General features: G+C 69.5%; 21 protein-coding genes and 1 pseudogene. 8 read left to right on the top strand and 14 right to left on the bottom strand.

What is annotated here, in order from left to right:
• Nucleotides 1–65: 65 nt before the first annotated feature.
• The 8 genes from AB0I73_RS12230 to AB0I73_RS12195 form a co-directional block, all read right to left on the bottom strand.
• On the bottom strand, nt 66–1,025 hold the full coding sequence (locus AB0I73_RS12230) for an endonuclease/exonuclease/phosphatase family protein (RefSeq protein WP_363036390.1): 960 nt from the start codon (nt 1,023–1,025) through the stop codon (nt 66–68).
• 203 nt (nt 1,026–1,228) lie between these two features.
• Nucleotides 1,229–2,029 carry an enoyl-CoA hydratase/isomerase family protein gene (locus AB0I73_RS12225; RefSeq protein ID WP_363036388.1) on the bottom strand — a complete coding sequence of 267 codons (801 nt, stop codon included), beginning with the start codon at nt 2,027–2,029 and terminating at the stop codon, nt 1,229–1,231.
• Complete coding sequence (locus AB0I73_RS12220) at nt 2,026–3,312, bottom strand: cytochrome P450 (RefSeq protein WP_363036386.1); 1,287 nt, start codon at nt 3,310–3,312, stop codon at nt 2,026–2,028. Before AB0I73_RS12220 ends, AB0I73_RS12225 begins: the two co-directional genes overlap by 4 nt.
• 102 nt (nt 3,313–3,414) lie before the next feature.
• Nucleotides 3,415–4,716, bottom strand: coding sequence for a cytochrome P450 (locus AB0I73_RS12215; protein WP_363036384.1), 1,302 nt, complete (start codon nt 4,714–4,716; stop codon nt 3,415–3,417).
• A gap of 254 nt (nt 4,717–4,970) precedes the next feature.
• Nucleotides 4,971–5,573, bottom strand: a complete 603-nt coding sequence (locus tag AB0I73_RS12210) for an ATP/GTP-binding protein (protein WP_109378558.1) — start codon at nt 5,571–5,573, stop codon at nt 4,971–4,973.
• Complete coding sequence (locus AB0I73_RS12205; protein ID WP_109378557.1) at nt 5,548–5,922, bottom strand: DUF742 domain-containing protein; 375 nt, start codon at nt 5,920–5,922, stop codon at nt 5,548–5,550. The genes AB0I73_RS12210 and AB0I73_RS12205 overlap by 26 nt, the downstream gene beginning before the upstream one ends.
• Entirely contained in the window at nt 5,919–6,320 is a 402-nt protein-coding gene (locus AB0I73_RS12200; RefSeq protein ID WP_109378556.1) for a roadblock/LC7 domain-containing protein, read from the bottom strand. Before AB0I73_RS12200 ends, AB0I73_RS12205 begins: the two co-directional genes overlap by 4 nt.
• Entirely contained in the window at nt 6,317–7,522 is a 1,206-nt protein-coding gene (locus AB0I73_RS12195) for an ATP-binding protein (RefSeq protein ID WP_363036381.1), read from the bottom strand. The genes AB0I73_RS12200 and AB0I73_RS12195 overlap by 4 nt, the downstream gene beginning before the upstream one ends.
• 378 nt (nt 7,523–7,900) lie before the next feature.
• Here AB0I73_RS12195 and AB0I73_RS12190 point away from each other — a divergent pair, with 378 nt between their 5' ends.
• Nucleotides 7,901–8,644 carry a class I SAM-dependent methyltransferase gene (locus AB0I73_RS12190; protein WP_363036379.1) on the top strand — a complete coding sequence of 248 codons (744 nt, stop codon included), beginning with the start codon at nt 7,901–7,903 and terminating at the stop codon, nt 8,642–8,644.
• Between the two features lie 59 nt (nt 8,645–8,703).
• Here the strand turns inward: AB0I73_RS12190 and AB0I73_RS12185 are convergent, their stop codons facing one another.
• The 3 genes from AB0I73_RS12185 to AB0I73_RS12175 form a co-directional block, all read right to left on the bottom strand.
• A complete protein-coding gene (locus tag AB0I73_RS12185) occupies nt 8,704–9,279 on the bottom strand; it encodes a TerD family protein (RefSeq protein ID WP_202276978.1) in 576 nt (191 codons plus the stop codon).
• A gap of 41 nt (nt 9,280–9,320) precedes the next feature.
• Complete coding sequence (locus AB0I73_RS12180; protein WP_363036376.1) at nt 9,321–9,587, bottom strand: GlsB/YeaQ/YmgE family stress response membrane protein; 267 nt, start codon at nt 9,585–9,587, stop codon at nt 9,321–9,323.
• Between the two features lie 93 nt (nt 9,588–9,680).
• Nucleotides 9,681–10,676 (bottom strand): sporulation protein, encoded by a 996-nt coding sequence (locus AB0I73_RS12175; RefSeq protein ID WP_363036374.1) that lies wholly within the window; start codon nt 10,674–10,676, stop codon nt 9,681–9,683.
• A gap of 446 nt (nt 10,677–11,122) precedes the next feature.
• Here AB0I73_RS12175 and AB0I73_RS12170 point away from each other — a divergent pair, with 446 nt between their 5' ends.
• Nucleotides 11,123–12,187: an acyltransferase family protein gene (locus AB0I73_RS12170; protein WP_363036410.1), complete on the top strand. Its 1,065-nt coding sequence runs from the start codon at nt 11,123–11,125 to the stop codon at nt 12,185–12,187.
• 121 nt (nt 12,188–12,308) lie between these two features.
• On the opposite strand, the gene AB0I73_RS12165 is transcribed toward AB0I73_RS12170, so the two are convergent.
• A complete protein-coding gene (locus AB0I73_RS12165) occupies nt 12,309–15,326 on the bottom strand; it encodes a family 16 glycoside hydrolase (protein WP_363036372.1) in 3,018 nt (1,005 codons plus the stop codon).
• A 668-nt stretch (nt 15,327–15,994) separates the two neighbouring features.
• Between AB0I73_RS12165 and AB0I73_RS12160 the strand changes: the two are divergent.
• Nucleotides 15,995–16,999 (top strand): annotated as a pseudogene (locus tag AB0I73_RS12160) (lectin); the annotation flags it as partial.
• A 95-nt stretch (nt 17,000–17,094) separates the two neighbouring features.
• Here AB0I73_RS12160 and AB0I73_RS12155 read toward each other — a convergent pair.
• A complete protein-coding gene (locus AB0I73_RS12155; RefSeq protein WP_363036370.1) occupies nt 17,095–18,108 on the bottom strand; it encodes a LacI family DNA-binding transcriptional regulator in 1,014 nt (337 codons plus the stop codon).
• 300 nt (nt 18,109–18,408) lie between these two features.
• On the opposite strand from AB0I73_RS12155, the gene AB0I73_RS12150 reads away from it, so the two are divergent.
• The 4 genes from AB0I73_RS12150 to AB0I73_RS12135 all read left to right on the top strand — a co-directional run bounded on the left by AB0I73_RS12150 (nt 18,409) and on the right by AB0I73_RS12135 (nt 23,289).
• The gene (locus AB0I73_RS12150) at nt 18,409–19,719 is read left to right on the top strand and encodes an ABC transporter substrate-binding protein (RefSeq protein ID WP_363036368.1); all 1,311 of its coding nucleotides are present in this window, start codon (nt 18,409–18,411) and stop codon (nt 19,717–19,719) included.
• A gap of 93 nt (nt 19,720–19,812) precedes the next feature.
• Nucleotides 19,813–20,811, top strand: coding sequence for a sugar ABC transporter permease (locus AB0I73_RS12145; protein ID WP_363036366.1), 999 nt, complete (start codon nt 19,813–19,815; stop codon nt 20,809–20,811).
• Between the two features lie 12 nt (nt 20,812–20,823).
• Nucleotides 20,824–21,747: a carbohydrate ABC transporter permease gene (locus AB0I73_RS12140; RefSeq protein WP_363036364.1), complete on the top strand. Its 924-nt coding sequence runs from the start codon at nt 20,824–20,826 to the stop codon at nt 21,745–21,747.
• Nucleotides 21,748–21,837: 90 nt separating this feature from the next.
• Nucleotides 21,838–23,289, top strand: coding sequence for a GH1 family beta-glucosidase (locus tag AB0I73_RS12135; protein WP_363036362.1), 1,452 nt, complete (start codon nt 21,838–21,840; stop codon nt 23,287–23,289).
• Between the two features lie 157 nt (nt 23,290–23,446).
• On the opposite strand, the gene AB0I73_RS12130 is transcribed toward AB0I73_RS12135, so the two are convergent.
• Nucleotides 23,447–24,469 (bottom strand): LacI family DNA-binding transcriptional regulator, encoded by a 1,023-nt coding sequence (locus tag AB0I73_RS12130; protein ID WP_363036360.1) that lies wholly within the window; start codon nt 24,467–24,469, stop codon nt 23,447–23,449.
• A 138-nt stretch (nt 24,470–24,607) separates the two neighbouring features.
• Here AB0I73_RS12130 and AB0I73_RS12125 point away from each other — a divergent pair, with 138 nt between their 5' ends.
• Nucleotides 24,608–25,912, top strand: a complete 1,305-nt coding sequence (locus AB0I73_RS12125) for an extracellular solute-binding protein (RefSeq protein ID WP_363036358.1) — start codon at nt 24,608–24,610, stop codon at nt 25,910–25,912.
• Nucleotides 25,913–25,918 lie beyond the last annotated feature (6 nt).

Raw genomic sequence — 25,918 nt, 5'->3', positions numbered from 1 at the left:
ACCGCGTGGAGCCCTGGGGCCCGCTGCGTGACACACCTGCGGTCCCGGGGGTCCGGCCGGTGGCCTCAGTCGAGGGTGATGCGCGCGGCCACCGGCAGATGGTCGCTGCCGGTGGCGGGCAGGGTGCGGATGTGACGGACGGTGGCCGAGCGGGCCATGACCTGGTCGATCCGGGCCAGGGGGAGCGCGGCGGGGAAGCTCAGGGCGAAGCCGCGTTCCGCCACGTTCATCCGTGAGGTCAGCGGGGTCAGGCCCCGGTCGTCGACGGTGCTGTTGAGGTCGCCGAGAAGGATCACGGTCTCCAGTTCCTCGGCGGCGACCGCCCTGCCCAGCAGACGGGCGCTCTCGTCCCGGTGGGCGGAGGCGAGGCCGCTCGCCCCGACCCGGATCGAGGGCAGGTGGGCGACGTACGTCGCGACGTCCCCGTGCGGTGTGCGGACCACGGCCCTCAGCCCGCGGCTCCAGGGCTCGGTGATCCCCGGGGGTTTGATGTCCAGCAGCCGGGCACCGGTGAGCGGGTGCCTCGACCAGAGGCCCACGGTGCCCCGCACCGCGTGGTACGGGTAGCGTCGGGCGAGCGTCCTCTCGTAGAGCGGCAGCGCCGTCGGCACCAGCTCCTCCAGCGCTATGAGGTCGGGCCCGGCGTCGGCCAGGGCGCGGGCCGTCGCCGCCGGGTCGGCGTTCTCGTCGCTGACGTTGTGCTGCACCACCACCAGTTCCCGCGGACCGGCGGGCGGTTCGGGCAGGAACAACCCGCCGAAGAGATATGTCCAGGCCGCCACCGGCAGCAGCAGGGCCACCAGCGCGACGGCCGAACGCCGCAGCAGCGCCAGGGCGAACAGCACCAGGACCACCAGGCCCAGCCAGGGCAGGAACGACTCCAGCAGACTGCCCACCCGGCCGACGGCGTTCGGCACGGCACGGTGGAACACCAGCAGCCCCGCCGACAGCACCGCGGCCACCGCGACCACCCGCCCGCGCGTCGCCGCCCCCGCCACCGCACCGCTGCCCACCCGTTCCCCCACGGCTCCCCGTCCGCACGATCGACCTTGTTCTTCCCAGGACGCGCGACCGCGTGACGCGGTTGCCGGTCGGCGATCCTCGACCACCCGGTGGAGACCGAGGTCGTCGTGGTGCTCGACCGAAACGGCCCGGCTCCTGCAGAACGCACAACAAGGCCCCCGGAAGTCGGCGTGTTCCAGGGGCCGGTGACGCCGTGAGGGCGCGATCAGCGGGGCGTACGCATATGGTGCACTTCGCTGGCGACCGCCGCCATCAGTTCGGGATCCAGGACCGACGCGTCGGCGAGACGGGTCGAGGCGGTCAGGGAGTTCAGCAGCGTCTTGGTGACCCGCACAGCGGGCAACGAGCGCCGCAGGAGTGGTCTGGCCCACTCGTCGACCGCGGCGTCGAGCGCCTCCTCGGGCACGACCCGTTGCAGGATCGACAGGCCGAGGGCCTCCTGGGCGGGGAGGGGGCGTCCGGTGAGGATGAGTTCCCGCACGGACGCGGCTCCGACCTCGCTGACCAGCCGCGGCAGCAGGCCGCCCCACGCCGTGGGCAGACCGAGGGCGAGTTCGGGCAGCCGGAAGCTCGCGGTGTCGGCACCCACCCGCAGATCGCAGGCGAGAGCGAGGGCGAAGCCGGCCCCGATGGCCCTGCCCTGGACGCGGGCGATGGTGACGGCGGAGTGGGACGTCAGCGCGTCGCACACCCGTCGGGCCTTGACGCCGGAGACACGGATGCCGTTGCCGGTGGCGTCGTGGGCGAGGTGGCCGGCGAACTCCTCGCGGTCCCCGCCGAGGCAGAAGTCCTGCCCGGCACCGGTCATCACCAGGACGCGCACCGAGGGGTCCTGGTCGTCCAGCACGGTGAGCAGGTCGTCCAGCATGGCCTCGCTGACGACGTTGCCCTGCTCGGGAACGTTCAACTCGATGGTGAGGACAGGACCCTGCCGGTGGGTGCGCAGGGTCTTCAGTATCCGGTCGTCGAGGTCGCCGGGGTCGCCGGACAGGAGCGGGGAGTTCATATCGTCACTTTCAGGGAGGTGATGCGGCGGAACACGACACGGGTGGTGTCGTACGTGGGAGGTGCGGTGGGCCGCAACGTGGGGAAGCGTTCCAGTAGTTGGACGAGGAGTTCACGCGCCTCAAGTCGTCCGAGGCCCGCTCCGAGGCAGTAGTGCGCGCCGCCGCCGAAGGTGAGGTGCCCGCCGTTGCGCAGGATGTCGAAGGAACCGGGGTCCGGATTGCGGCGCGGGTCGTGGGCGGCGGATCCGTACAGGACGTGGACGGTGGTGTCCTTCGCGATCGGCACGCCTGCGAGGACGGTGTCGTCGGCGGCGATGCGGGAGTTGACGACCACAGGGGGGTCGTAGCGCAACGTCTCCTCGATCGCGTCGTCGATGTGGTCGGGGTTCCGCCGCAGCCAGTCGGCGCGCGACGGGTCCTGGGTCAGGAACCAGACGGCGTTGGTCAGCAGGACGGCGCTGGTCTCCAGGGAGGCGATGGTGATGAACATCGTCAGGTCGTAGATCACCTGGTCCGCCGCGGCCCGGTCGTCCGGGTACTGGGCGTCCCAGTAGTGGATCCAGCCGGTGAGGGCGTCGTCGCCCGGGTGTGCGCGCCGGTGCCGGATGAGTTCGGTGAAGTAGGCCCGCATCTCCAGGGTGGCCTGGGCCGATATCGCGAGTTCGCTCTTGCTGGGCAGCAACTCCTGTGCGTAGACCTGCCGGTGGGTGAAGTCCAGGATGCGCGCGTGGTCGGCCGGATCGAGGCCGAGCCACTGACCGACGGTGCGGACGGGCAACTGCTCACCGACGACGGTGTTGAAGTCCGCCTCGCCGTCGGCGCTGAGCCGGTCGGCGAGTTCGTCGAGGAGACCGGAGACGAGAGCGGCGATCCGGGGGCGCGCGTGCTCGATCGAGGAGCGGTCGAAGGGGTTGCCCAGAGCCCGCCGCTGGCAGGTGTGGGTGGGGGCGTTGAGGCGGATCAGGGTTCTGGTCATCTCACGGGTGGCGGGGTCTTCCCAGCGGTCCTGGTCCGACTGGCGCTCCTGCCAGGCGAAGTCCGGGACGAGCCAGTTCCTGCCGCGCAGGACCTGGCTGCACGCCTCGAATCCGGTGACGAAGTAGCCGCCCCAGGGGGCGCGTACGACGTCTCCCATGGAACGCAGTTCCTCCCATACGGGAAGCGGGTTGGTCTGTCCTTCACTCGAACGCAGTCGACGGAGGAGGGAGATGACGGTTCGGCGGTCCGTGTTACTGGTGCCGGGGATGGTGCTTGTGTCACGTATTTCGCCAACGGCGGTCACGCGAAGCTCCTTTGGCTGGGCGCTACCGGTACCGCCGGAATCTACCCTTCCACCCTCCTCCGTCATGCGCCACAGAGTGTTGCTCCTGTCACATGCCGTGCATCAGACGCGGAAGACATCGAGGAAGCTGCTCCAGAAGCCCTTCCTCCGGCCCGACTCCCGCCGCGCCGGGGCGGCCTGGGCCACGGGCAGCGGCTGCTCCGCACCGGCCGACGCGGCCCGGTGCTGCAGAGCCGCCGCCATCCGCGTGGCAGGCGACGGACTGAACGTCGCCGGCAGCGTCACCAGCGCGCGGTGGAACGGCCCCGGCCGCCACTGCAGTTCCTCCTGCGGTACGGCCAGCGTCAGGTCGGGCAGCGCGTTGAGCAGCCGTTCGATCGCGGTGATCGCGATGACCTGCGCCGGGTCCTTGGCGGGGCAGGCGTGCGGGCCGGCCCCCCACGCCAGGTGGGCGCCCCTGCTGCGGATGCGGCGGGCCTCGGAGAGCGCGGGGTCGCTGTTGGCGCCCGCGAAGGAGATGACGACCGGGGTGTTGGCCTCCACCACATGGCCGCCGAGGTCGACGTCCTGGACCGGGTAGTGGGTCGCGTAGTTGGCGATGGGGGTCTGGTTCCACAGCACGTGGTCGAGTGCCTCCTCGATCAGCATGCCGCTCTGCCGGCCGCCCGTGCCGGACAGCAACAGCACCAGGGCGTTGCCGATGAGGTTGCGTTCGGGTTCCACCCCGGCGCCCATCAGCATCACCAGCTGGTCCTTGAGCTCCTCGTCGGTCAGCCCGGCCGGGTGCTGGATCAGCCAGGAGGTGACGTCGTCGCCGGGTTGGCGCCGCTTGAGGGCGATCAGCTCCATGAGGCAGGCGGTGAGGTCCTCGTTGGCGCGCAGGGCGTCCTTGCCGTCGAAGATCGCCGACATCGAGGTGGTGAGGGTGTCACCGATGTCCGCGGGGCAGCCGAAGAGCTTGTTGAACAGCAGCAGCGGCAGCAGCTTGGCGTAGTCGTTGAGCAGGTCGGCGCGGCCCCGCTCGCTGAACTGGTCGAGGAGGTAGTCGGCGATCGGCTCGACGTCACGGCGGATCCGGGTGATGTTGAGCTGGGCCAGGCTGTCGGTGACCGCCTTGCGCAGCCGCAGGTGCACCGCACCGTCGGTGAACAGGCAGTTGGGCCGGTACGCCATCATCGGCAGCACCGGGTTGTCCATCCCGATGCGCCCCTCGTTCAGGGCCTTCCACCGGCGGGCGTCGCGGGCGAAGAGCTCGGTGTTCTGCAGGACGCGCAGCGCCATCTCGTGCCCGACGACCAGCGTGGCGTCCACGCCCGGCGCGAGCTCGACCGGACCGGCCGGGGCGTGGGCGCGCAATTGGTCGTAGAGCGCCTGGGGGTCGGCGGCGAACGAGGCGTCGTGCATGGGGCATCTGCTGCCCGTGGGCGCGGCTGTCGGCTGAAGATCCATCGGACTTCTTTCGAGGGAACCACCGGCTTCAGCCGGTGGGGGAAGCGAATCCCTGGTGTACGTTTCAGGTGTCCCGCAAGGGATCGGTTCGGGCTGGACCGCAACCCTTGGGTTGGAAGCCCCCCTCCTTCGGAAGGGGGAGCGGAGTCACGAAGTCTTCCTTGGTGATCCGGGAACCGCTGTTCCCGGATGGAGCGGGCGCGTGGCGGTCAGGCCGCGCGTTCGAGCAGGTGCCGGACCAGCGCGATCAGTGCCTTCGCGGAGGATCGCTGGTCACGGGCGTCGCAGTAGACGACGGGAGTGTCCGGCAGCAGGTCGAGCGCCTCACGCACCTCTGCTTCGCTGTACGTGGCGGACGGGTCGAAGGTGTTGACGGCGATGGCGTACTCCAGGCCGTACCCCTCGACGAGGTCGATGACGGGGAAGGTCTCCTCCAGCCGTGCGGGGTCGACCAGGAGCAGGGCTCCCAGCGCACCGCGCGCCATGTCCTCCCACAGCTGCATGAAGCGCTGCTGTCCCGGTGTGCCGAACAGGTACAGCACGAGGTCTTCGCTCAGTGTGAGACGACCGAAGTCCAGGGCGACCGTGGTGGTGGTCTTGTCCGTCACGCCCCGCAGGTCGTCGACGTGGACGGAGGCCTGGGTCATCTTCTCCTCGGTGCGCAGCGGAGTGATCTCCGACAGCGAACCGATGAGAGTCGTCTTGCCCACGGCGAAATGCCCGACGACCAGGATCTTCGCGGCGTTGGTCACCGCGTTGGAGACGTAGATGGAGCCCTGGGCCGTCTCAGCTGATGAGGGATTGGAGTCCATGCAGAACCTTCTCGAGGGTCGCTCTGTCAACGTTCTGGGCCCGCGGCGGTTCGGCGCGGTGCAGCAGGTGCCCCTGCTCGAACAGGTCGGTCAGCAGCAGGCGGGCCACTCCGACCGGCAGGCCGAGGTGGCCGGCCACCTCGGCCACCGACAGGTAGCCACCCGCGCACAGGTCCCAGATCGCCGTCACTTCGGGCCCGGCCCCGAGCGGGAGGGTCCGCTCGGGAGCCAGCGTGACGAGGGTGTGCAATGCAAGATCGTCCGAAGACGGCAGGCTCCGGCCACCGGTGATGACGTAGGAGCGGACGAAGTCGCTGGATACGGACCCTTCTTCGCCGGGAGCCGTCATGAGCCGACACCGTGGTTCGCGCGTGGCGCCACGCTCATCGCCTTGTTCAGTGCCGTCACCGTCTTCTGCATGCGGAACGACACGGCTTCCATGTCGACGTCCGGAGCCGCCGAGACGGCCAGGTAGGCGCCCTGACCGGCGGCGCTCAGGAAGATCCAGCCGCCGTCGTACTCCAGCAGCGTCTGCTTCCAGATGCCGTTCCCCGCCCCGACGAAACCGGCGACCGCCCGGCTGAGGGACTGCATGGAACTCATGGCGGCGGCGTTCGTCTCCGCGTCGTCGCGCGAGATGTCGTCCGAACGCTGAAGCAGCAGGCCGTCACCCGAGACGAGCACGGCGTGACGGGCACCACGCACCTCGAGCACGTCGTTCAGCACCCACGACAGGTCGGTGTTCACCGCTGATCAGGTCCTTCCATGGTGTTCGTGATCCGACCGAGCTGTGTGCCACGGGCGAACGCCCCGAGGCGTGACGCGGTCACCTCGCTGGCCGGTTCGGATGTCTGCTCGTCGACACCGGCCGTGTCGTCCGGCGCGGGCACCACCGAGATGGGGCCCTGCCGCCGGCGTCGCTTGGGAAGCCCGCCGTTGGTCCGGCCCACCACATGGGAGGGGCCCACCGGGACGGGAGCCAGCCGCTGCGGGGCGGCCTCCTGGCTCACGGCCTCCTGGACGGGCTCGGCGGGTGCGGGCGCGTCGGCGGCCAGGAGACTTTCCGGTACACGGATCACTGCACGCACTCCGCCGTAGGGGGACACCGAGCCGACGGAGACGGAGAAGCCGTACCGCGTGGCGAGCATGCCGCACACCGCGAACCCGAACCGGGGCGGGTCGCCCAGACCGGTGATGTCGACCTCACTGTCGGCCGACAGCAGAGCCGCCGCCCGGTCCTTGGTCTCCTGGTCCATGCCCAGGCCGGCATCGTCGACGATGAAGCACACACCCGTCGGGACGGCCTGGATGTTGACCTCGACCGGCGTGCCCGGAGCGCTGTAGGTGGTCGCGTTGTCCAGCAGCTCGGCCAGCACGACGGCCACCGGCTCCACGGCCTTGGCGGAGACGGAGGCGCTGACCTGTGCGTGGATGCCGACCCGGTTGAAGTCCTTGATCCGCCCCTGGGCGCTGCGCGCCACGTCGTACACGGTCGCCGCGCCGTCACGCCGGCCCAGCCAGCCACCGCACAGGACGGAGATGCCCTTGGCCCGGCGGCTGAACTGGCTGCCGGTGTGGTCCACCGACATCAGGTCGGCGAGGACCTCGGTGTCGTTGCCGTACTTCTTCAGCAGGCCGTCCAGCAGCAACTGCTGCTCCTCGGCGAGGGACTGCAGCGTTCCCATCGCCGACTTCAGTACGGCTTTGGTCGACGACTCGGCATCCGCACGGACGTCGGCGAGGTCGCCCTGGTGCCGTGCGTTGAGGGTGGCGATGTACCCCTGCTGCTGGGCGAGCTGGCCCTGGGCCTGACCCAGGTCCGATTCCAGGTCCTTCCTCGTTCTGCGGAGCGCCAGGTTGGTTCTCCGTGCCCTCATCACTGCGAACGCCGCAGCGATGAGTACTACCAGCAAGATCCACAACAGTGGATCCCTGATCAATGACGTCATGAGACTCTCTTCAAGTCGCATCGTGCCGGGAGCGCGGAGGGTCCACCGATCCGACTCGAGGATTCCGGCCGTCGATCGGCTCGAGCCCACGGGCGGACCACACCTCACACCTTGGCGATGGGGCCTTAGAGACTGTCCCCCGTACGCGTTCATGACGCGCCGTCAGTCTACTGAAAGTTCGATGATCTTATCAGGTGCATATGCATAAAACGCTTGCCCCGTTCCTCGCCTGACGACCCTCACCAGACCCTCACACACCCGCCCTTTGCAGGCCACTGAAGCGGCCGGCGGCGGTGCGGCACGGACCGGGCCCAGGAGTGGAGCCGGCCTCCGGGGATCGGGTGGACAGCACACGGGTCGTCGGCGCATGTTGGCGGAATGCAGCAGGAGGAGATCTGGGACGCCGACACCGCGCAGCGCTACGACACGCCGGGCACCGGCATGTTCGCGCCCGAGACCCTGGGGCCGGCCGTCGACCGGCTCACCGGCCTCGCCGGGGAGGGTGCCGCGCTCGAGTTCGCCATCGGGACCGGCAGGGTGGCGGTCCCCCTCGCCGAGCGGGGGGTGCCGGTCACCGGCATCGAGCTGTCCGTCCCGATGGTGGAGAGGCTGCGGACCAAGGCGGACGAGGCGACGATCCCGGTGGTCATCGGTGACATGACGACCACCGTCGTGCCGGGCGGGTACAGCCTCGTCTACCTCGTCTACAACACCATCTCCAATCTGCTCACCCAGACCGAGCAGGTCGAGTGCTTCCGCAACGCCGCCCGCCACCTCGTCCCCGGGGGCCGGTTCGTGATCGAGCTCTGGGTGCCGGAGCTGCGCAAGCTCCCACCGGGCCAGGAGGCCACGGTCTGGCAGTCCGAGCCCGGATACATCGGCCTGGACACGTACGACGTCCTGCGTCAGCGGGTGGTGTCGCACCACTTCCGGTTCGACGGGGCCCGGCAGGCGCTGCTGTTCCGCAGCCCCCACCGCTACATCTGGCCGGCCGAACTCGACCTCATGGCCCAGCTGGCCGGCTTCGAACTGGAGGCCAGGCACGCGGACTGGGCCGGAGCCCCCTTCACCGCCGAGTCGCGTTCCCACGTCTCGGTCTACCGCATCCCGCCCGTCCGGTAGAGAACGAGCACGCCGGGCAGGCCCGTACGGGCCTGCCCGGCGTGTGGTCCGGCTCGGTGTCAGACGTTGACGCCGAAGTCGGCGGCGATTCCGGAGAGCCCGGAGGCGTACCCCTGGCCGACGGCGCGGAACTTCCACTCGGCACCGTGCCGGTAGAGCTCGCCGAAGACCATGGCGGTCTCGGTGGAGGCGTCCTCCGAGAGGTCGTAGCGGGCGATCTCCTGGTTGTTGGCCTGGTTGACGACGCGGATGAACGCGTTGCGCACCTGGCCGAAGCTCTGTCCGCGGTTCTCGGCGTCGTGGATCGAGACCGGGAACACGATCTTGTCGACCTCGGCGGGCACGCCGACGAGGTTCACCTTGACGCTCTCGTCGTCGCCCTCGCCCTCGCCGGTGAGGTTGTCACCGGTGTGCTCCACCGAACCGTCCGGGCTCCTCAGGTTGTTGTAGAAGACGAAGTGCTGGTCGGACAGGACCTTGCCGGAGCCGTCGACCAGCAGCGCGGAGGCGTCGAGGTCGTAGTCGGTGCCGGTGGTCGTGCGGACGTCCCAGCCGAGGCCGACCACGACCGCGGTCAGCCCCGGGGCCTCCTTGCTGAGAGAGACGTTGCCGCCCTTGGACAGGGAAACACCCACTGCCTGCTCCTTCTTGGTTGTCCTTGCTCGTGCTCGGTGGTTCAGTCGCGCGAGTTGCCGAAGAGGACGCGGTAGCCGATGAGGAGGACGAGCGCGCCGACGATGGCCGAGCCCCAGGTGGCGGCGTCGAAGAACTCCCGCTGCACCGGACGGCCCAGGAACTGCGACGACAGCCAGCCGCCGAGGAAGGCCCCCGCGATGCCGATGACCGTCGTGCCGATGAGCCCGCCCGGATCACGTCCGGGCAGGACGGCCTTGGCCACCGCTCCCGCGAGCAGCCCCAGTACCAGCCATGCGATGACGCCCATGTCCACCCACTCCTCGTCTCTTCGCGTCCGTGCGTCGGCAGCCTATCTTCTACAATTATGTAGAAGGCGAGGGGTGGGGGCACCGCGCACTGATCAGTCCTCGTCCCCTCCTTCGTCTTCGTCGCCCTCGAAGAAGTCCCCGACCTCGTCGACGACCTCGGCCGCGACCATGCCGCCGACGACACCGACGGCGAGCCCGGCCGCGCCCGCCGCGACGACGGTTCCCATGCCGGGGCCGGAGCGGTGGCCGTCGTGGTGGTGCCCGTCGTGGACGTGGTGGCCGCCGTACCCGTGGCCGGCGTACGCGCCGTACGAGGCCCGGTGCTCCACGAGCCGGCGCATCCAGTCGTCGACGACGGCGTTCCAGTCCTGCTGCTCGACGCCGTCGTGGGAGACGGTGAACCGGTTGACCGCGTCGTGGCCGGAGGAGAAGAGTCCGCCGCGCTTGTCCGCCTCCAGTACGACCTCCATGCCGCCGGGACCGGCGAGGAACGTCACCTCGACCTCGTTGACCTGATGGGCGTACTGTGGCGCCGGGGTCAGCTCGATCTCCTGGTAGAAGGGCAGCTGCTGGCCGGTGCCGCCGATGCGGCCGTACTCGAGGTCGGCGGACCTGAAGCCGAAGCCCAGCCCGCCGAACGCCTCGAGGATCGCCTCCTGTACGGGCAGCGGGCCGACGTTCAGCTGGTCCAGGTCACCCTTGTCCCTGGCGCCCGCCACGGCGAGCTCGGTGCGCACGCCCAGGACGATGCCCAGGCCCTGGCCGTGCAGCTCGGTGACGGGCGTCTCCCAGGGCAGCATCACGGAGAACGGCACGCTGTGCGCCGCGCCCGCGGCGAGCCGGAAGCCGCCGCCCACGGTGAATCGCTCGAAGGCGACGACGCCTTCGCTCTCGCCCTCCCCGTGCTCGGCCTCGACCCGGGCCACCAGCTCCAGCGTGATGTGCTCGATGTCGAAGTCGGCGTCTCCACCCTTGAGGTGAACCTGCCCGGTCAGCGCGGCTCCGGGCCGGGGCGCACCGGGGTCGAGGACCGTGTCGACCGTGGGGCCACCCACTCCGAGCGAACCGAGCAGTCGTTTGAACACCATCGCGGCGTTCACTCCTTCGCGTGCGATTGTTCCGTAGGCGCGACGCCGCACACCCTCGCGGGCATCCGGCAAGGGCCTTCTACAAGCACGTAGAAGCATAGAGGGGGTGGAGATCGAGGAGAGGTTCGCTGCGTGCCCCCACGGCGTGAATGGCTGAAAGTGGACAGCCGTGGCGTGGGCGGATTCCGCGGGTCCGGGAGCCGGTGGGCGTACGCGCGCGCAACGGTGACACGACCACGGGCCCGGGTTTACCCCGGCGTCCGCCCCGGTTACGGTTTCCCGAGTCGTTACTCTCGTGTCGCATACGCAACTCTCGTAAGAGGTGTTCTGCTCTGTCTGGGTTCCCGAAGGAAGGAATCGTGAAAGAAACGCTGCCCTCGCGCAGCCCCGGGGAGACGGACGGGCCACCGACGACGCCCGGCGGGACGGCACCGGCCACGGGGGAGATCCGCGCCGCCACCGCACCGGTCGGCGCGCGCACCCGGTCGGCGAAACCGCGGGACGCGCTCTTCGACAACGCCAAGTACCTGGCCATCGTGCTGGTGGCGGTCGGCCACGCGTGGGAACCGCTGCGCAGTGAGAGCCGCACCGTCACCGCCCTCTACACGCTTGTCTACGCCTTCCACATGCCGGCGTTCATCGTCATCTCCGGCTACTTCTCGCGTGGCTTCGACTGGAGCGCGGGACGGATCAAGCGTCTGGTCACCGGGGTCGCCGTGCCCTACGTCGTCTTCGAGGTGGCGTACACCTTCTTCACCCGGTGGAGTGACAACAAGCCGGACCGTTCGATCAGCCTGCTGGATCCCCTGTACCTGACCTGGTTCCTGGCCGCGCTGTTCATCTGGCGGCTGACCACCCCGATCTGGCGGTCCGTGCGGTGGCCGCTGCCCATCGCCCTCACCATCGCGGCACTGGCCACCCTGGCCCCGTCCATCGGCAAGGACCTCGACCTCCACCGCACCCTGCAGTTCCTGCCCTACTTCGTACTCGGCCTGTCCCTCAAGCCGGAACACTTCGAAAGGGTGCGGCGCCGTCAGGTACGCATCCTGGCCGTACCGGTCTTCCTCGGCGCGCTGGTCATGGCGTACTGGGCCGTGACGCGGATGAACTACGCCTGGTTCTTCCACAATTCCAGTGCCGAGGATCTCGCGGCGCCCGCCTGGTACGGGCCCGTCATGACGCTGGCGATCTTCGGCTGCTCGACGGTCCTGGTCGCCTGCTTCCTCGCCCTCGTTCCGCGACGCCGGACGTGGTACACCGCGCTCGGTGCCGGCACACTGTACGGCTACCTGCTGCACGGCTTCGTCATCCAGGCCGCCAACCACTGGCACTGGTCCCACAACGACTGGTTCCACCGCCCGCTCGGTGCGATCACCGTCACCGTCGTTGCCGCCGTGGGCGTGACCGTCTTGTGCACGGCACCGGTGCGGCGGGCCTTCCGGGCCGTGTTCGAGCCGAGAATGGACTGGGCCTTCCGGCAGCGGGAACCGGCACCACCGAAATCCGGATGAAGCCCGAGGGGCGCACGAACTCGACAGCTCGTGCGCCCCTCGTATTCGTGCGTCCCGCGGGCCCCGCACCACCCGGTCCGCCGACCGGCGCCGAGGGCGTCGGCCGGCGCCGGGCCGGGTGTCAGTCCAGCGGGGCCAGCGGTGTGATCCGGATGTCACGGAACCGGACCTTGTTCCCATGGTCCTGGAGCCGGACGGCTCCCGCGGCGGGCGTCTCGGCCCTGCCCGACGCCGTGGGCCCGTCCAGGGCGACGTCGTCGTGGACCTTCTGCCCGTTCCACACCACCGTGGCCCGGGCATCGGCGATCTTGCGGCCGTCCTCGTCGAAGCGGGCCGCGCGGAAGACGATGTCGTAGGTCTGCCACGTCTCGGGCGCCGTGGCCGCGTTCGTGTCGGGCGCCCGTTTCATATAGAACGCCCCGGCCTCATCGGTGCCGAGCGTGGTGTCGCCGTAGGAGTCCAGGATCTGGAGCTCGTAGCGGTCCTGGAGGAAGATGCCGCTGTTGCCGCGGTCCTGCCCGGTGACATCGGGCGCAAGCAGCGGGACGCGGAACTCCACGTGCAGCGCGAAGTCCTGGTACGCGTCCTTGGTGCGGAGGTCACCGCAGCACACCTCCATCGACTTCTCGTCGGCGAGCGGCCACCGCGGGGTTCTCCCGTCGGTGTGCTGCCACTGGGCCTGCGAACCGGCCGTGCCGTCGAAGAGGGTGACCGGGGCTCCGTGCGGATGGACGCTGATCATGTCGAGGTTGACATGGCCGGTGTCGCCCGGGTCGTACCGGTAGGCGACCGTGTTGTGTCCGGCGCGCAGGCCCAGCTTCTCGGTCCGTGTCGACCACGAGTCCCAGTCACCGGTGGAGGCGAGCTTCGTCTGCCGCGCCTTCTTTCCGTTGACGTACAGGGAGAGGGACTTGGTGCCCTCGAACGGGTTGGGCCCGTTGGAGTAACGCAGGCCCACGTCGTAGGCGCCCGCCTTCGGGACCGTCACGTCGAAGGTGGTGCCGGCCTTGCCCGCCGTGGCGTAACGGTCGACGAAGCCACTGCCGGAATGGCCGACGTGGTCGGTGTTGACGCCGGCCGTGCCCGTCAGGCGCGCCTCCTCGGCCTCGTACCGGGTGGCGGGCGGCGGCTGCTTGCCCGGCATCCGGTTGAGGGTGTACCAGGCCTCGGTGTTCCACAACTGCTCACCGGAGGCGGAGGTGAAGGGGCGCGGGGAGCGGACGTGCACCACGCGGCCCGGCTTCAGACCGTCCAGCCGGAGCTTGACGGTGCGGCCGTCCTTCGAGAGCGTCGCCGAGCGCACCGCGAGCCGCTCCTCGGCGATCTTCGGACCGCCGTAGTCCGCGGTCGGCGTGTAACGCCACTGCTCGACGCGGTAGTGCGCGGCGAGTTCCTCGGCGGTGGCGGCGGAGACCGGCTGGGTGTACGTCAGGTCGAAGCCGCCGGGCACGGCACGCATGGTCCGGATGTCGAAGGTGTTCCCGCCGTTCGGGGTCAGCTTCTGCAGGCCGAACTTGAGTTTGCCCTCCTGACCCCAGTTGCCGCCGGCGCCCAGGCCGCCGGCGTAGATCGCGCCGTCGGGGCCCAGGGTGATGCGGTTGACGCCCGCTTCGAGTCCCTGGGTGTAGCGGAAGACGGCACCCTGGTACTGGCCCTTCACCTTCTCCAGAAAAGCGCGCTGCAGGCCGCCGTAGGTGACGTCACCCAGCAGCATCTGTCCGGCGAACGTGCCCTTCTTCAGATACAGCGGAGTGGAGGGCGAGTTGGCGATCTCGTTCTGCGGCAGCCAGAGCACCGGCTCGGTGACGGGGGAGTCGTCGAAGGGGCCGGAGGGCTCGGTGTAGTGGTTGAAGAAGCGGTCCTTCTTGATCTGGACGAGCTTCGACGAGGGAAGCCACCCGCCCTGGTTGTCGGTGGCGAAGATGCTGCCGTCGGGTCCCCAGCCGATGCCGTTGGGCGTCCGCAGCCCTCCCGCGACCGGACTGATCTTCCCCGTCCTCTTGCTGATCCTGTAGGTGGCACCCCGTCCCGGTGCCGGCTGCGGCACGGTGGTCGCGCCGCCGAGGTCGATGGCGACCGAGAGGTTCACGTAGAAGTAGCCGTCGCGGTAGAGCAGGCCGAAGGCGAACTCGTGGAAGTTGCCTCCGTACGGCCAGGTGGCGACCGTGCGGTACTCGTCGGTGACCTCGTCGCCGTCCCGGTCGACGAGCCGCGTCAGCTCGTGCTTCTGCGAGACGTACAGCGCCCCGTCGACGTACTTGATCCCCATGGGCTCGCGCAGCCCGCTCGCCACCTTGGTGACGGTGACCTCGTCGCGGCTGGTGGTGCCGGTGACGTCGTCGAGCAGGTAGACTTCTCCGGCAACGTTGTCCGAGCCGCCCCAGGTGCTGATCGCCAGCCGTCCGTCGGGCAGCCAGTCCATGCCGCTGACCTGCGGTTCGAAGCCGTCCGGGCGCAGGTCGGTGAGGGTCAGGTCGGGCCGTACGCCGGTGAGCGGCAGACCGTCGCCGGGGGAGTCGCCGCTCGCCTCGCATTCCTTGCGGCCCGGCGCGGTGACGCGGACGACGTCGGCGTCGGTGCTCAGCGCCTCGCGGGGCACGACCGTGAAGTCGCTCTCGCCCGGCGGTTTCCAGGACAGTTGGAGCCGCTGCCCGCCGTCGCGTTCGAAGTGGTCGATGCGCAACGGGTGCGCACCGGCGGTGAGGTGGACCGCGCCGTCCTTCGGCTCGGCGCCGTGGAGGCCGTCGTGATCGATGACGAGGTCGCCGTCGATGACCAGCCGTGATCCGTCGTCACTGGTCAGGCGGAACACGTACGAGCCGTCGCGCGGAACATTGAGGTAGCCCGACGCCTCCGCGACGAAGTGGTCGGACAATCCGCCGAAGTCGGCCTCCGCGGACCAGTCGACCGTCGGCATCAGCTTGTCGTGGTTGGGGGTCTGACCCGGTTTCAGCGTGCACAGCTTGCTCAGGGGCGTCTGCACGTCGAACACGCGCAGAGTGACCCCGGGTTCCTGGGGCGGGATGTCCGCGGGAGCGGCGGCGGCCGACGGGGCGGAACACAGACCGGCGGCCAGGGTCCCCGCGAACAGTAAGGGGACGAAGTGTTTTCGAGCGCGGGAGAACAGACGTTGGGGCATTGGTCCTCCAGGAGGTGGGGACCGGACCGTGCCGGATCTCGCTCCGGTCTGCTGCGGTGGCGCTGCACTCGCGCCGCCAAGCTAGAGGACTTCTGTTTGACATGTCCATACTTTGTCATCGGAGAGTTCAAAGTCCGGGGCCCATGGGTGCCCGGCGGTCATGTCGAGGTCCGCACGACTCCCGAGCGGGGGTGCGGTGCCGGAGATTCCGCACCGCGCGCCGGATTCCGTAGACCCTTGTATTGACGAGGGCATGTCTTAAAAGTTCAATCATGATGTGAGATAAGTCGTTCGGTTCATCGGCCCGACGCCACCCGCCGTTCTCACCCCGTGTCGCACGTGGTCCCCGCAGGCGGCCCCGACGCTGTCGCCCCCTCGGCAGCGCCGCCCCACGGGGTTCACACCCTGAAGGTGAGGACACCCCCCACCGAGAGGTCGCACCCATGACTCCCCTGCGCAGACGCGTCCTGTTCCGCGGCGCACCTCACGCCCGACGGCTCCCCGCGTCACTGGCCGCCGCTCTCACCCTCGCCCTCGCCCTGACCTTTGCCCCCGGCACGACGCCCCAGGCGGTCGCCGCGGGTGAACGGGTCGGCGTACGGCTCACCACGACGTCCGACGCGGGCGGCCGCAACGTCACCCGCGGCCTGGCCGAACAGACACCGGTGAACTTCGGCGCTCCCGTCCTCGCGGACGCCGGGGTGCGCAACGATCCGCTCTTCGGCGGCATCGCCTGGCACGGCTACGCCGGTGACCCCGCGGTGGGCAGCCAGGTGCACGACCAGTACCCGAACGTACGGCAGTTCAGCACCGAGCACTCCGGCGGCACCTGGATCGGCAACCAGCACAACGAGGACCTGGCCGACATCGTGGGCTATGCGCGCGACTGGAGCAGCAGCCTGGTCAAATGGAGCTTGGCGCTCAATCAGGACAGGGGACCGCACAACGGCGGCTGCGGCACCTGCACCGGGCTGATCACCGTGCAGGAAGGCGGCCCGCGGGCAGGGCAGGTCGACTACACGATCGAGTACTGCACCACCGGTCACCTGACCAAGTTCGTCAGGCCCGGCGCCCACCGGATCGCCTCCACCGCCAGTGGCACGGTGCCCAACGTGGCCTGGCGCAACCCCGACGGCTCCAAGGCCCTCATCGCCCACAACGGCGGCACCTCGGCCCGCTCGCTCCGCGTCGACTGGGGCGGCCAGTCCTTCACCTACACCCTGCCCGCCCGTACCACGGCCACCTTCACCTGGTCCGGCACCCCGTCGGGCAACCCGGGCGGCAGCACCGGCACCCTCACCGGACTCGCGGGCAAGTGCCTCGACGTAGCGGGCGGGGCCACGGCCGACGGCACCGCGGTGCAGCTGTACACCTGCAACGGCACGGCGGCCCAGCGCTGGACCGTGGGTGCCGACGGCAGTGTGCGGGCGCTCGGCAAGTGTCTGGACGTGAGCGCCGCCTCCACGGCCGACGGCGCACGAGTACGGCTCTACACGTGCAACGGCAGCACGGCGCAGCGGTGGTCGTACAGCGCCACGACCCACGACGTGGTCAACACCGGTACGGACAAGTGCCTCGACGTCACCGGCAACAATTCCGCGAACGGCACCCCCGCCCAGATCTGGACCTGCACCGGCGGCACCAACCAGAAATGGACCCTGAACACCGCCTGAACCCACCCGCCGCACTCCGGTGCCACCACTGAGACGTGCACTGCCCGGCGCCGAACACCGGTTCCGGGCAGTACGCGTGACGGGGAGTCGTGCGTCTACGACGACTCGCGCACCACCAGTTCCGTCGGCAGCGTCACCTGCTGCCGGGGCGCGCCGTGCCGGGTGATGTCGGTGAGGATCCGGGCCATGGTGCGGCCCAGTTCCTCCACCGGCTGACGCACCGTCGTCAGGGGCGGGTCGGTGTGGCGGGCGAGGACGGAGTCCTCGAATCCGACGACGGCGACATCACCGGGCACGTGCCGTTCCTGTCGACGCAGTTCCGCCAGGGCTCCGACCGCCATGAGGTCGGAGGCGGCGAAGACGGCGTCCAGGTCCGGGACGCGTTCGAGAAGCGAACGCATGGCACGGCGGCCGCCCTCCTCGGTGAAGTCGCCCGCCTCCACCAGGGTTTCCCGCACGGGCACCCCCGCCTCCTCGTGGGCCGCGCGCCAGCCGCCGAGCCGGCTGCGGCCGACGTCCATGTCCAGCGGCCCGGTGATCGTGGCGATCCTGGTCCTGCCGCTGCGCAGCAGGTGCCGGACCGCTTCGGTGGCGCCTCCGGCGTTGTCGGCGTTGACGTAGCTCAGCCGCTCACCCGCGTCGCGGCGGCCGGCCAGCACGGTGGGCAGTCCCATCTCCTCCAGCATGCCCGGCAGCCGGTCCTCGGAATGGACGGAGACCAGCAGGACGCCGTCCACGCGGCGCGCCGCCACCGACTCGGTCAGCTGGTCCCGTTCGGCCTGGTCGCGGACGAGCATGAGCTGCAGCTGGGTCCGGCTCTCGGCGAGGGCGCCGCTGACGCCCCGGATCAGCGCGGCGAAGAAGGGTTCCGAACCGAGTCGGCTCTCCGATTCGGGGATCACCAGGGCCACGGCGTCGGTGCGGTTGGTCACCAGGCCGCGGGCGACCGAGTTCGGAACGTAGTTGAGCTCCTTGATCGCGGCCAGGACCCTGGACCGGGCATCGGCACTGACCAGATCCGAGCCGTTGACGACGCGGGACACCGTGGTGCGGCCCACGCCTGCCCGGGCGGCGACGGTTTTGATCGTGGGACGGCGGTTCCCGGCCATGTACTACCCCCTCGGCGGTCGCGGCCGTGCCGGCCGCGGAGGTGACCAGCGGCAATTCTTGCAGACGGCAGCTCGGGCGGGGTGCGCCAGGGCCCCGGGAACGACGGCCAAAAACCCGACCACGGTCGCGAGTTGCCTTCAAGTCATTGACAGATCGGTGTGCTGCCAGGAGTCTTCGATGCATTGGTGGGAACGTACCCACCTTGAATTGGGCACGTTCCCATTCCATCACCGAAGCAGTTGTGGTCATCGCAGAACGCGTCACTCGGGTGCGTCAGCGCCGTCGCTAGGAGGAGATCCATGGGCAGGACCGGTTCGTTGCGTGCGAGAGCGGTGGCGGCGGTCGCGGTCGCCGGCGCACTGACGCTCGTCGTCGGCTGCAGCGGCGGTGACGACTCCGCCACGGGCGGTGGCAAACAGGACGGCAAGGTCGTCATCACCATGGGCCTGTACGGCGTGATGGGCATCAAGGAGACGGGCCTTCTCGAGCAGTACGAGAAGGAGAACCCCGAGGTCGACATCAAGGCCGAGATCGCCGGCGACGAACAGACGTACTACACCGCGCTGCAGACCCGGCTCGCGGCCGGCAAGGGCCTGAAGGACATCCAGGGCATCGAGATCGGGCGGGCCAAGGAGATCACCGAGACCCAGGCGGACAGGTTCGCGGACTTCGCCGAGGTACCGGGCGGCGACCACTTCCTGCCGTGGAAGGAGTCCCAGATCAGCACCGAGGACGGCAAGGTGCTGGGGCTGGGCACCGACATCGGTCCGATGGCCGTCTGCTACCGCAAGGACTACTTCGAGAAGGCCGGCCTGCCCACCGACCGCGAGGAGGTCGCCGAGCTGTGGGAGGGCGACTGGAAGAAGTACGTCGAGGTCGGCCGCACCTTCAAGAAGGGCTTCAAGGGTGGTGACGTGGCCTACATGGACGCGGCCAGCGGCCTGTTCAACGCCATGGTCTACGGCTACCCCGAGCAGTACTACGACGACAAGGGCGAGCTGATCTACGACAAGAACCCGGCCGTCAAGGAGGCGTGGAACCTGGCCGCCGACGCCGCGGAGGACGGCCTGACGGCCAAGCTCCGCCAGTTCCAGCCGGGTTGGGACCCGGGTCTGGCCAACGGCACGTTCGCCACCGCCGTGTGTCCGGCGTGGATGCTCAGCCACATCAGCGAGAAGGCCGGTGAGGCGAACAAGGGCAAGTGGGACGTCGCCAAGGCCCCCAAGGGCGCCAACTGGGGCGGGTCCTTCCTCGGCGTGGTCGAGCAGAGCCCGGTGAAGGAGGAGGCCAAGAAGCTCGTCGCCTGGCTGACCGCGCCGGAGCAGCAGGCCCACATCTTCGAGAAGATCGGCAACATTCCGTCCTCGCGGGAGGCGCTGGAGAGCGACGAGGTGAAGAACGCCGAGTCGGAGTACTTCAGTGACGCGCCGATCGGCCGGATCTTCGGTGCCGCCGCCCAGGAGATCCCGGACAAGCAGGTCCTGGGCCGCAAGGACGGCACGATCAAGGACACCTTCTCCCAGGGCCTGACTCTGATCGAGCAGCAGGGCACCCCGCGGGACGAGGCGTGGAAGACCACCGCGGAGCGCATCGAGAAGGCGGTCGGCTGACCGCTCGCCCCCGCGGTCGTCCGGGCCCGCCCGCACCCCGCAGGCGGGCTCGGGGCCGGCTCACACATTCTGTTCCCAGGAAGGAAAAGTCGGGTGGCCACCTCCACCACCAAGGACCTGGAAGGCGGGGAGCCCTCGGGCCCGCCGCCGACGCCGGCCGGCGAGAACGACACCGCCCGGCGGCGCGGCGCGCTGCTGCACCGACTGGACGTCAAGGGCGCGCCGTTCGCGTTCGTCGCACCGTTCTTCGTCGTCTTCGCCGCGTTCAGTTTCTACCCCCTCGTCTACACCTCGTGGATCTCCCTGCACGACGTGGAACTGGCCACTCTCGACGTCATGGAGTGGGTGGCGTTCGACAACTACGTCGAGCTCTGGGGCGATTCACGGTTCTGGAACGCGCTGCGGAACACCATCACCATCGGTGTCATCTCCACGGTGCCGCAACTGCTGATGGCCCTCGGCCTGGCGCACCTCCTCAACTACCGCATGCGCGCTTCGCTGTTCTTCCGCGTGGCCTCGCTGGTCCCGTACGCCACCTCGGTCGCCGCCGCCGCCCTCGTGTTCACCATGATCTTCGAACGCGACTTCGGCATGATCAACTGGGCGCTCGGCGCGGTCGGCATCGACCCGGTGGACTGGGAGGCCGACAAGTGGCCCGCCCAGGTCGCGATCTCCACCATCGTCATCTGGCGCTGGACCGGCTACAACGCGCTGCTCTACCTGGCCGCCATGCAGGCCATCCCCGCCGACCGGTACGAGGCGGCCTCCCTCGACGGCGCCTCCCGGTGGAAGCAGTTCACCCATGTCACCGTCCCGGGCATCCGCTCCACCATCGTCTTCACGATCGTGCTCTCCACGATCGGCGCCACCCAACTGTTCGGTGAGCCGCTGATCTTCGGTCAGGGCCCCAACGGCGTCACCGGCGGGGCGGACAACCAGTACCAGACGCTGGGCCTGCTGCTGTACGAGGAGGGCTGGAAGAACTACCAGATGGGCCGCTCGGCGACCGTCGCCTGGGCGATGTTCCTGCTGCTCGCCCTCGCCTTCGTGGCGCAGCGCCTGATCACGCGCCTGCGTTCCCGTACGTCCTGACCTGGAGTCGTCATGACCATCCACAGTCTCCCGGCCCGGACGGACGCCCCGGACCGGACTCCCGCCGGGAAACCGGTCCGCCGCGGCGGCCGCCGGCTGCTGCGCGAGCGCGCCGGGCGCCAGCACCACGCGGGCCCGCTCGCCTACGTCCTGCTCGCCGTCATGGCGGTGCTGTCGATCTTCCCCCTGTACTGGACGATGGTGGCGGCCTCCACCGACAACACCCGGGTCAGCCAGACGCCACCGCCCTTCCTGCCGGGCCCGAACCTGTTCAGCAACCTCGCCCGGGCCTGGGACGAGGCGGCGATGGGCAAGGCCATGATCAACAGTCTGATCGTGGCCGGGGTGATCGCCCTGTCCACGGTGATGTTCGCGACCCTGGCGGGCTTCGCCTTCGCCAAGCTGCGGTTCAAGGGGCGCAACGCCCTGCTCATGCTGGTGATCGGCACCATGCTGGTGCCGCCGCAGCTCGGCGTCGTACCGCTGTTCATGCTGATGTCCGAGCTGGGCTGGTCGCAGCAGCTGCCCGCCGTCATCTTCCCCACTCTGGTGAGCGCGGTCGGCGTCTTCTTCATGCGGCAGTACCTCTCGGAGGCGCTGCCCGACGAACTCGTCGAGGCCGGACGCGTGGACGGGGCGCACTCGCTGCGGATCTTCTGGAGCATCGTGCTGCCCGTCGCCCGGCCCGCGATGGCCGTCCTGTTCATGATCACGTTCGTGCACGCGTGGAACGACTTCTTCTGGCCCTTCGTGGTGCTCGACATGACCAACCCGACGGTCCCCGTCGCCCTCACCCAGCTCAGCGCGGGCTATGTCCGCGACCAGTCTCTGATCATGGCGGGCGCGTTGCTCGGCACGCTGCCGCTGCTGGCGATGTTCGTCGTCTTCGGCCGCCAGATCGTCAGCGGCATCATGGCGGGCGCCGTCAAGGGCTGACCCGCCACGCCCGGACCGGCCGAGGGCCGCCGGGCCCGCACACCACCCCCAGACCCTCGCGCGCCCACCCCACCACTCGAAAGGACTCACGTGGTCACCGCAGCACAGCAGAGCGCGTCCGCCCCGGACGCCGCCCGCACCTTCGCCCGCACATTCCCCAAGGGGTTCGTCTGGGGTTCCGCGACCGCCTCCTACCAGATCGAGGGCGCCGCCGCCGAGGACGGCCGTACCCTGTCCATCTGGGACACCTACGCCCGCACCCCCGGCCGGGTCCGCAACGGCGACACCGGAGACATCGCCACCGACCACTACCACCGCCGGCGCGAGGACGTCGCCCTCATGGCCGAACTCGGCCTGGGCGCCTACCGCTTCTCCCTGGCCTGGCCCCGGATCCAGCCCACCGGACGCGGTCCCGCCGTCCAGAAGGGCCTGGACTTCTACCGGCGTCTCGTCGACGACCTGCTGGACCGGGGCATCCAGCCCGTCGCCACCCTCTACCACTGGGACCTGCCACAGGAGTTGGAGGACGCCGGAGGCTGGCCCGAGCGCGCCACGGCCGAGCGGTTCGCCGAGTACGCCGCCCTCGCCGCGGACGCCCTCGGCGACCGGGTGAAGACCTGGACCACCCTCAACGAGCCCTGGTGCAGCGCCTTCCTCGGCTACGGCTCCGGAGTGCACGCCCCCGGCCGCACCGACCCGGTCGACGCCCTGCGCGCCGCCCACCACCTCAACCTGGCCCACGGCTTGGCCGTCCAGGAACTGCGCGAACGCGTCGCCGCCGACGCCCGGTGCTCGGTCACGCTCAACATCCACCACGTCCGCCCGCTCACCGACAGCGAGGCCGACGCCGAAGCGGTCCGCCGGATCGACGCGCTCGCCAACCGGGCCTTCACCGGCCCGATGCTGCGGGGCGCCTACCCGGAGGACCTGCTCAAGGACACCACGGCACTGACCGACTGGTCCTTCGTGAAGGACGGCGACCTCCGGCAGATCCACCAGCCGCTGGACTTCCTCGGCGTCAACTACTACACGCCCACCCTGGTCTCCGAGGCCGACGGCAGCGGCACCCACACCTCCGACGGACACGGCAACAGCGCCCACAGTCCCTGGCCGGGCGCCGACCGGGTCGCCTTCCACCAGCCGCCCGGCGACACCACCGCCATGGGCTGGGCCGTCGACCCCACCGGCCTGTACGACCTGCTGCGCCGGCTGGCGTCCGACTTCCCGAAGCTGCCGCTGGTCATCACCGAGAACGGCGCGGCGTTCGACGACTACGCCGACCCCGCGGGACAGGTCAACGACCCCGACCGGATCGCCTACCTGCACGACCACCTGGCCGCCGTCCACCGGGCCATCGCCGACGGCGTGGACGTGCGTGGCTACTTCCTGTGGTCGCTGCTGGACAACTTCGAGTGGGCCCACGGCTACGGCAAGCGCTTCGGCGCGGTCTACGTGGACTACCCGACCGGTACCCGCATCCCCAAGGCCAGCGCCCGCTGGTACTCCGAGGTGGCCCGCAGCGGGGTCCTGCCCGGAGCCTGACCGGACCCGGAGGCGCCGCCGGAGCCGGGGGCCGGTCCACGCACCGGTCCCCCCTCGCTCCGGTCATCAGGGTTGAGGGCGTGGAATGCGGCCGGTACGTCGCCGCAACACTTCTTCGGGGAAACCCGAAACATTCGAGTTCTCCTTGCGCGCCCCTTCACGCCTCCTTGGGCGGAGCCGTGCTCTGCCGTACCACCAGGTGTGTCGCCAGCTCTATGCGCTGGGCGGCCGTGCCGGGTGCGTCCGGGCGGAGCAGCATCCGGGCGGCCTCCTCGGCCATGTGCCGCAGCGGCTGGTGGACCGTGGTGAGCGGCGGACTCGACCACTGCGCCGGCGGTACATCGTCGTAGCCGACCACCGACAGGTCCTCGGGCACGCGCATGCCCTTGACCCGCGCCGCCTCCAGCACGCCCAGCGCCTGGAGGTCGCTGCCCGCGAAGATCGCTGTCGGACGGTCGGGCCCCTCCAGCAGGTCCATGGCGTGCTCGAAGCCGCCCTGCACGTGGAAGTCGCCGAATCGCATCAGGCGTGGGTCGGTCTCCAGGCCCGCCATCGCCATGGCCGAGCGGTAGCCGTCGAGACGGGCCAGCGAGCACAGCATGTCCCCGGGGCCGGTGATGATCGCGACCCGCTCGTGACCGAGGTCGGTCAGATGGCGGGTGGCGGCGAGGCCGCCGGCCCAGTTGGCGGAGCCGACCGAGGGCACGTCCGGGTCGGGGTCGCCCGCCGGGTCGATGACGACGAAGGGGATGGCCGCCGCCCTGAGCCGGCGCTTGACGTCCTCGGGGAGTGCGGAGAAGACCAGCACGACGCCCAGCGGCCTGCGTTGCAGCACACCCGGGAGCCATTCCGGCGCGGGCGTGTGCCGGGTGCCGCTCTCGGTGAGCGCCACCGTCGCGCGGTTCTCCCTGGCGACGTTCTCCACGCCCCTGATCAGCTCCATCGACCAGATGCTGTCCAGTTCGTGGAAGACGAGCTCGATGAGCGGGGAGCGGGACGTCGGCTGCCCGCGTCGGCGGTAGCCGTGGTCCTCCAGGAGCTGCTCCACCTTGGCTCGCGTCGAGCGGGAGACATCCGAACGGCCGTTGAGGACCTTCGAAACTGTCGGCATCGAAACGCCGGCCTCTTTCGCGACCGTGGCCAGGGTGACTCTGCCGCTCGCCTCGTCTTCATGGTGCATACCCGCAGGATAGGCCACCGCGCCTCGATAACGGTTTGGGTGAGTACCGGCTCGACCGTTGACCGAACCCCAGGCCTGACCTACTGTCCCACGGCATGGACTTTCGGTGACAGTGCCGAAACTTTCGAAAGGCGAACGATGAAGACACGTGCGCGCTTGCCCAGACTGGTCGCCTGCGGTGCGACGCTCGCCCTGGCACTGAGCCTCTCGGCCTGCGGTGACGGGAACGGCGGGGCGTCGCAGGGCGACGGCAAGATCCATGTCCTGGTCTACGGGGACGCCACCAACAAGGTCGAGAAGCGGATCGTCGACACGTTCAACAAGACGTCCGACGTCAAGGTCGTCCTCGACACCATCCCCGGTGCGGACTACCAGAAGAAGCTTCAGACGATCATCAGCACCCCGCAGGCCCCGGACGTCTTCTTCAACTGGGGCGGCGGCAGCATCAAGCCGTTCGTCAAGGCCGATCTGCTGTTGCCGCTGGACGACTTCATCGAGAAGAACCCGGACCTGGAGAGCAAGTTCCTGCCGTCCGTCTTCAACAACGCCGTCGTCAACGGCCAGCCGTACGGCATCCCGATGCGCGGTACCCAGCCGGTTTTGCTCTTCCACAACAAGAAGGTCCTGGACGAGGCGGGCGTCAAGCCGCCGAAGACCTGGGACGAGCTGCTCGACGCGGTCGGGAAGCTCAAGGACGCGGGCGTCACGCCGATCGCGCTCGGCGGCGGCGACATCTGGCCGACGCAGATGTGGTTCCAGTACCTCTTCGACCGCGTGGCCGGCCCCGGGCTGTTCGAGAAGGCCGTCGGTGGCGACAAGAGCGCCTGGGAGAGCGCGGACAGCAAGAAGGCCCTGGGCATGATCAGGGAGCTCGTCGACGCCGGCGCCTTCGGCAAGAACTACGACTCCGTCAAGTACACCAACGGCGGCTCGGTCCAGTTGGTGGCCTCGGGCAAGGCCGGCTTCGAGCTGATGGGCTCCTGGTACTACTCGCAGCAGTTGACGGACCACAAGGCGTTCGCCGAGAAGGGCCTCGGTTACACCGCCTTCCCGACCGTCGAGGGCGGCAAGGGCGACCCGGCCAACGTCGCCGGCAACACCAACAACTACTACTCGGTGATGAAGAAGACCAAGCACCCCGAGGCCGTCGCCGAGTTCCTGAAGCTCATGTACTCCGACGAGTTCGTCAAGGCGCAGTTGGACATCGGCAACCTGCCGACCACGACCAACACCGCCAATCTCATCGACGGTTCGGCCACCCCCGAGTACTCGCGCTTCCAGTACGACCTGGTCGCCGACGCCCCGTCGTTCCAGCTGTCCTGGGACCAGGCGTACCCGCAGAAGGCGAGCTCGGACATGCACAAGGCCGTCCAGCAGTTCTTCAACGGACAGCTCGACGCGGACGGCTTCATCAAGGCCATGCAGGCCCTCCCCACCGAATGAACGGCT

The organism is Streptomyces sp. NPDC050388, assembly GCF_040655635.1.
In the GTDB taxonomy this organism is placed as follows: domain Bacteria; phylum Actinomycetota; class Actinomycetes; order Streptomycetales; family Streptomycetaceae; genus Streptomyces.
This window is presented reverse-complemented; position numbering and strand designations above follow the sequence as displayed.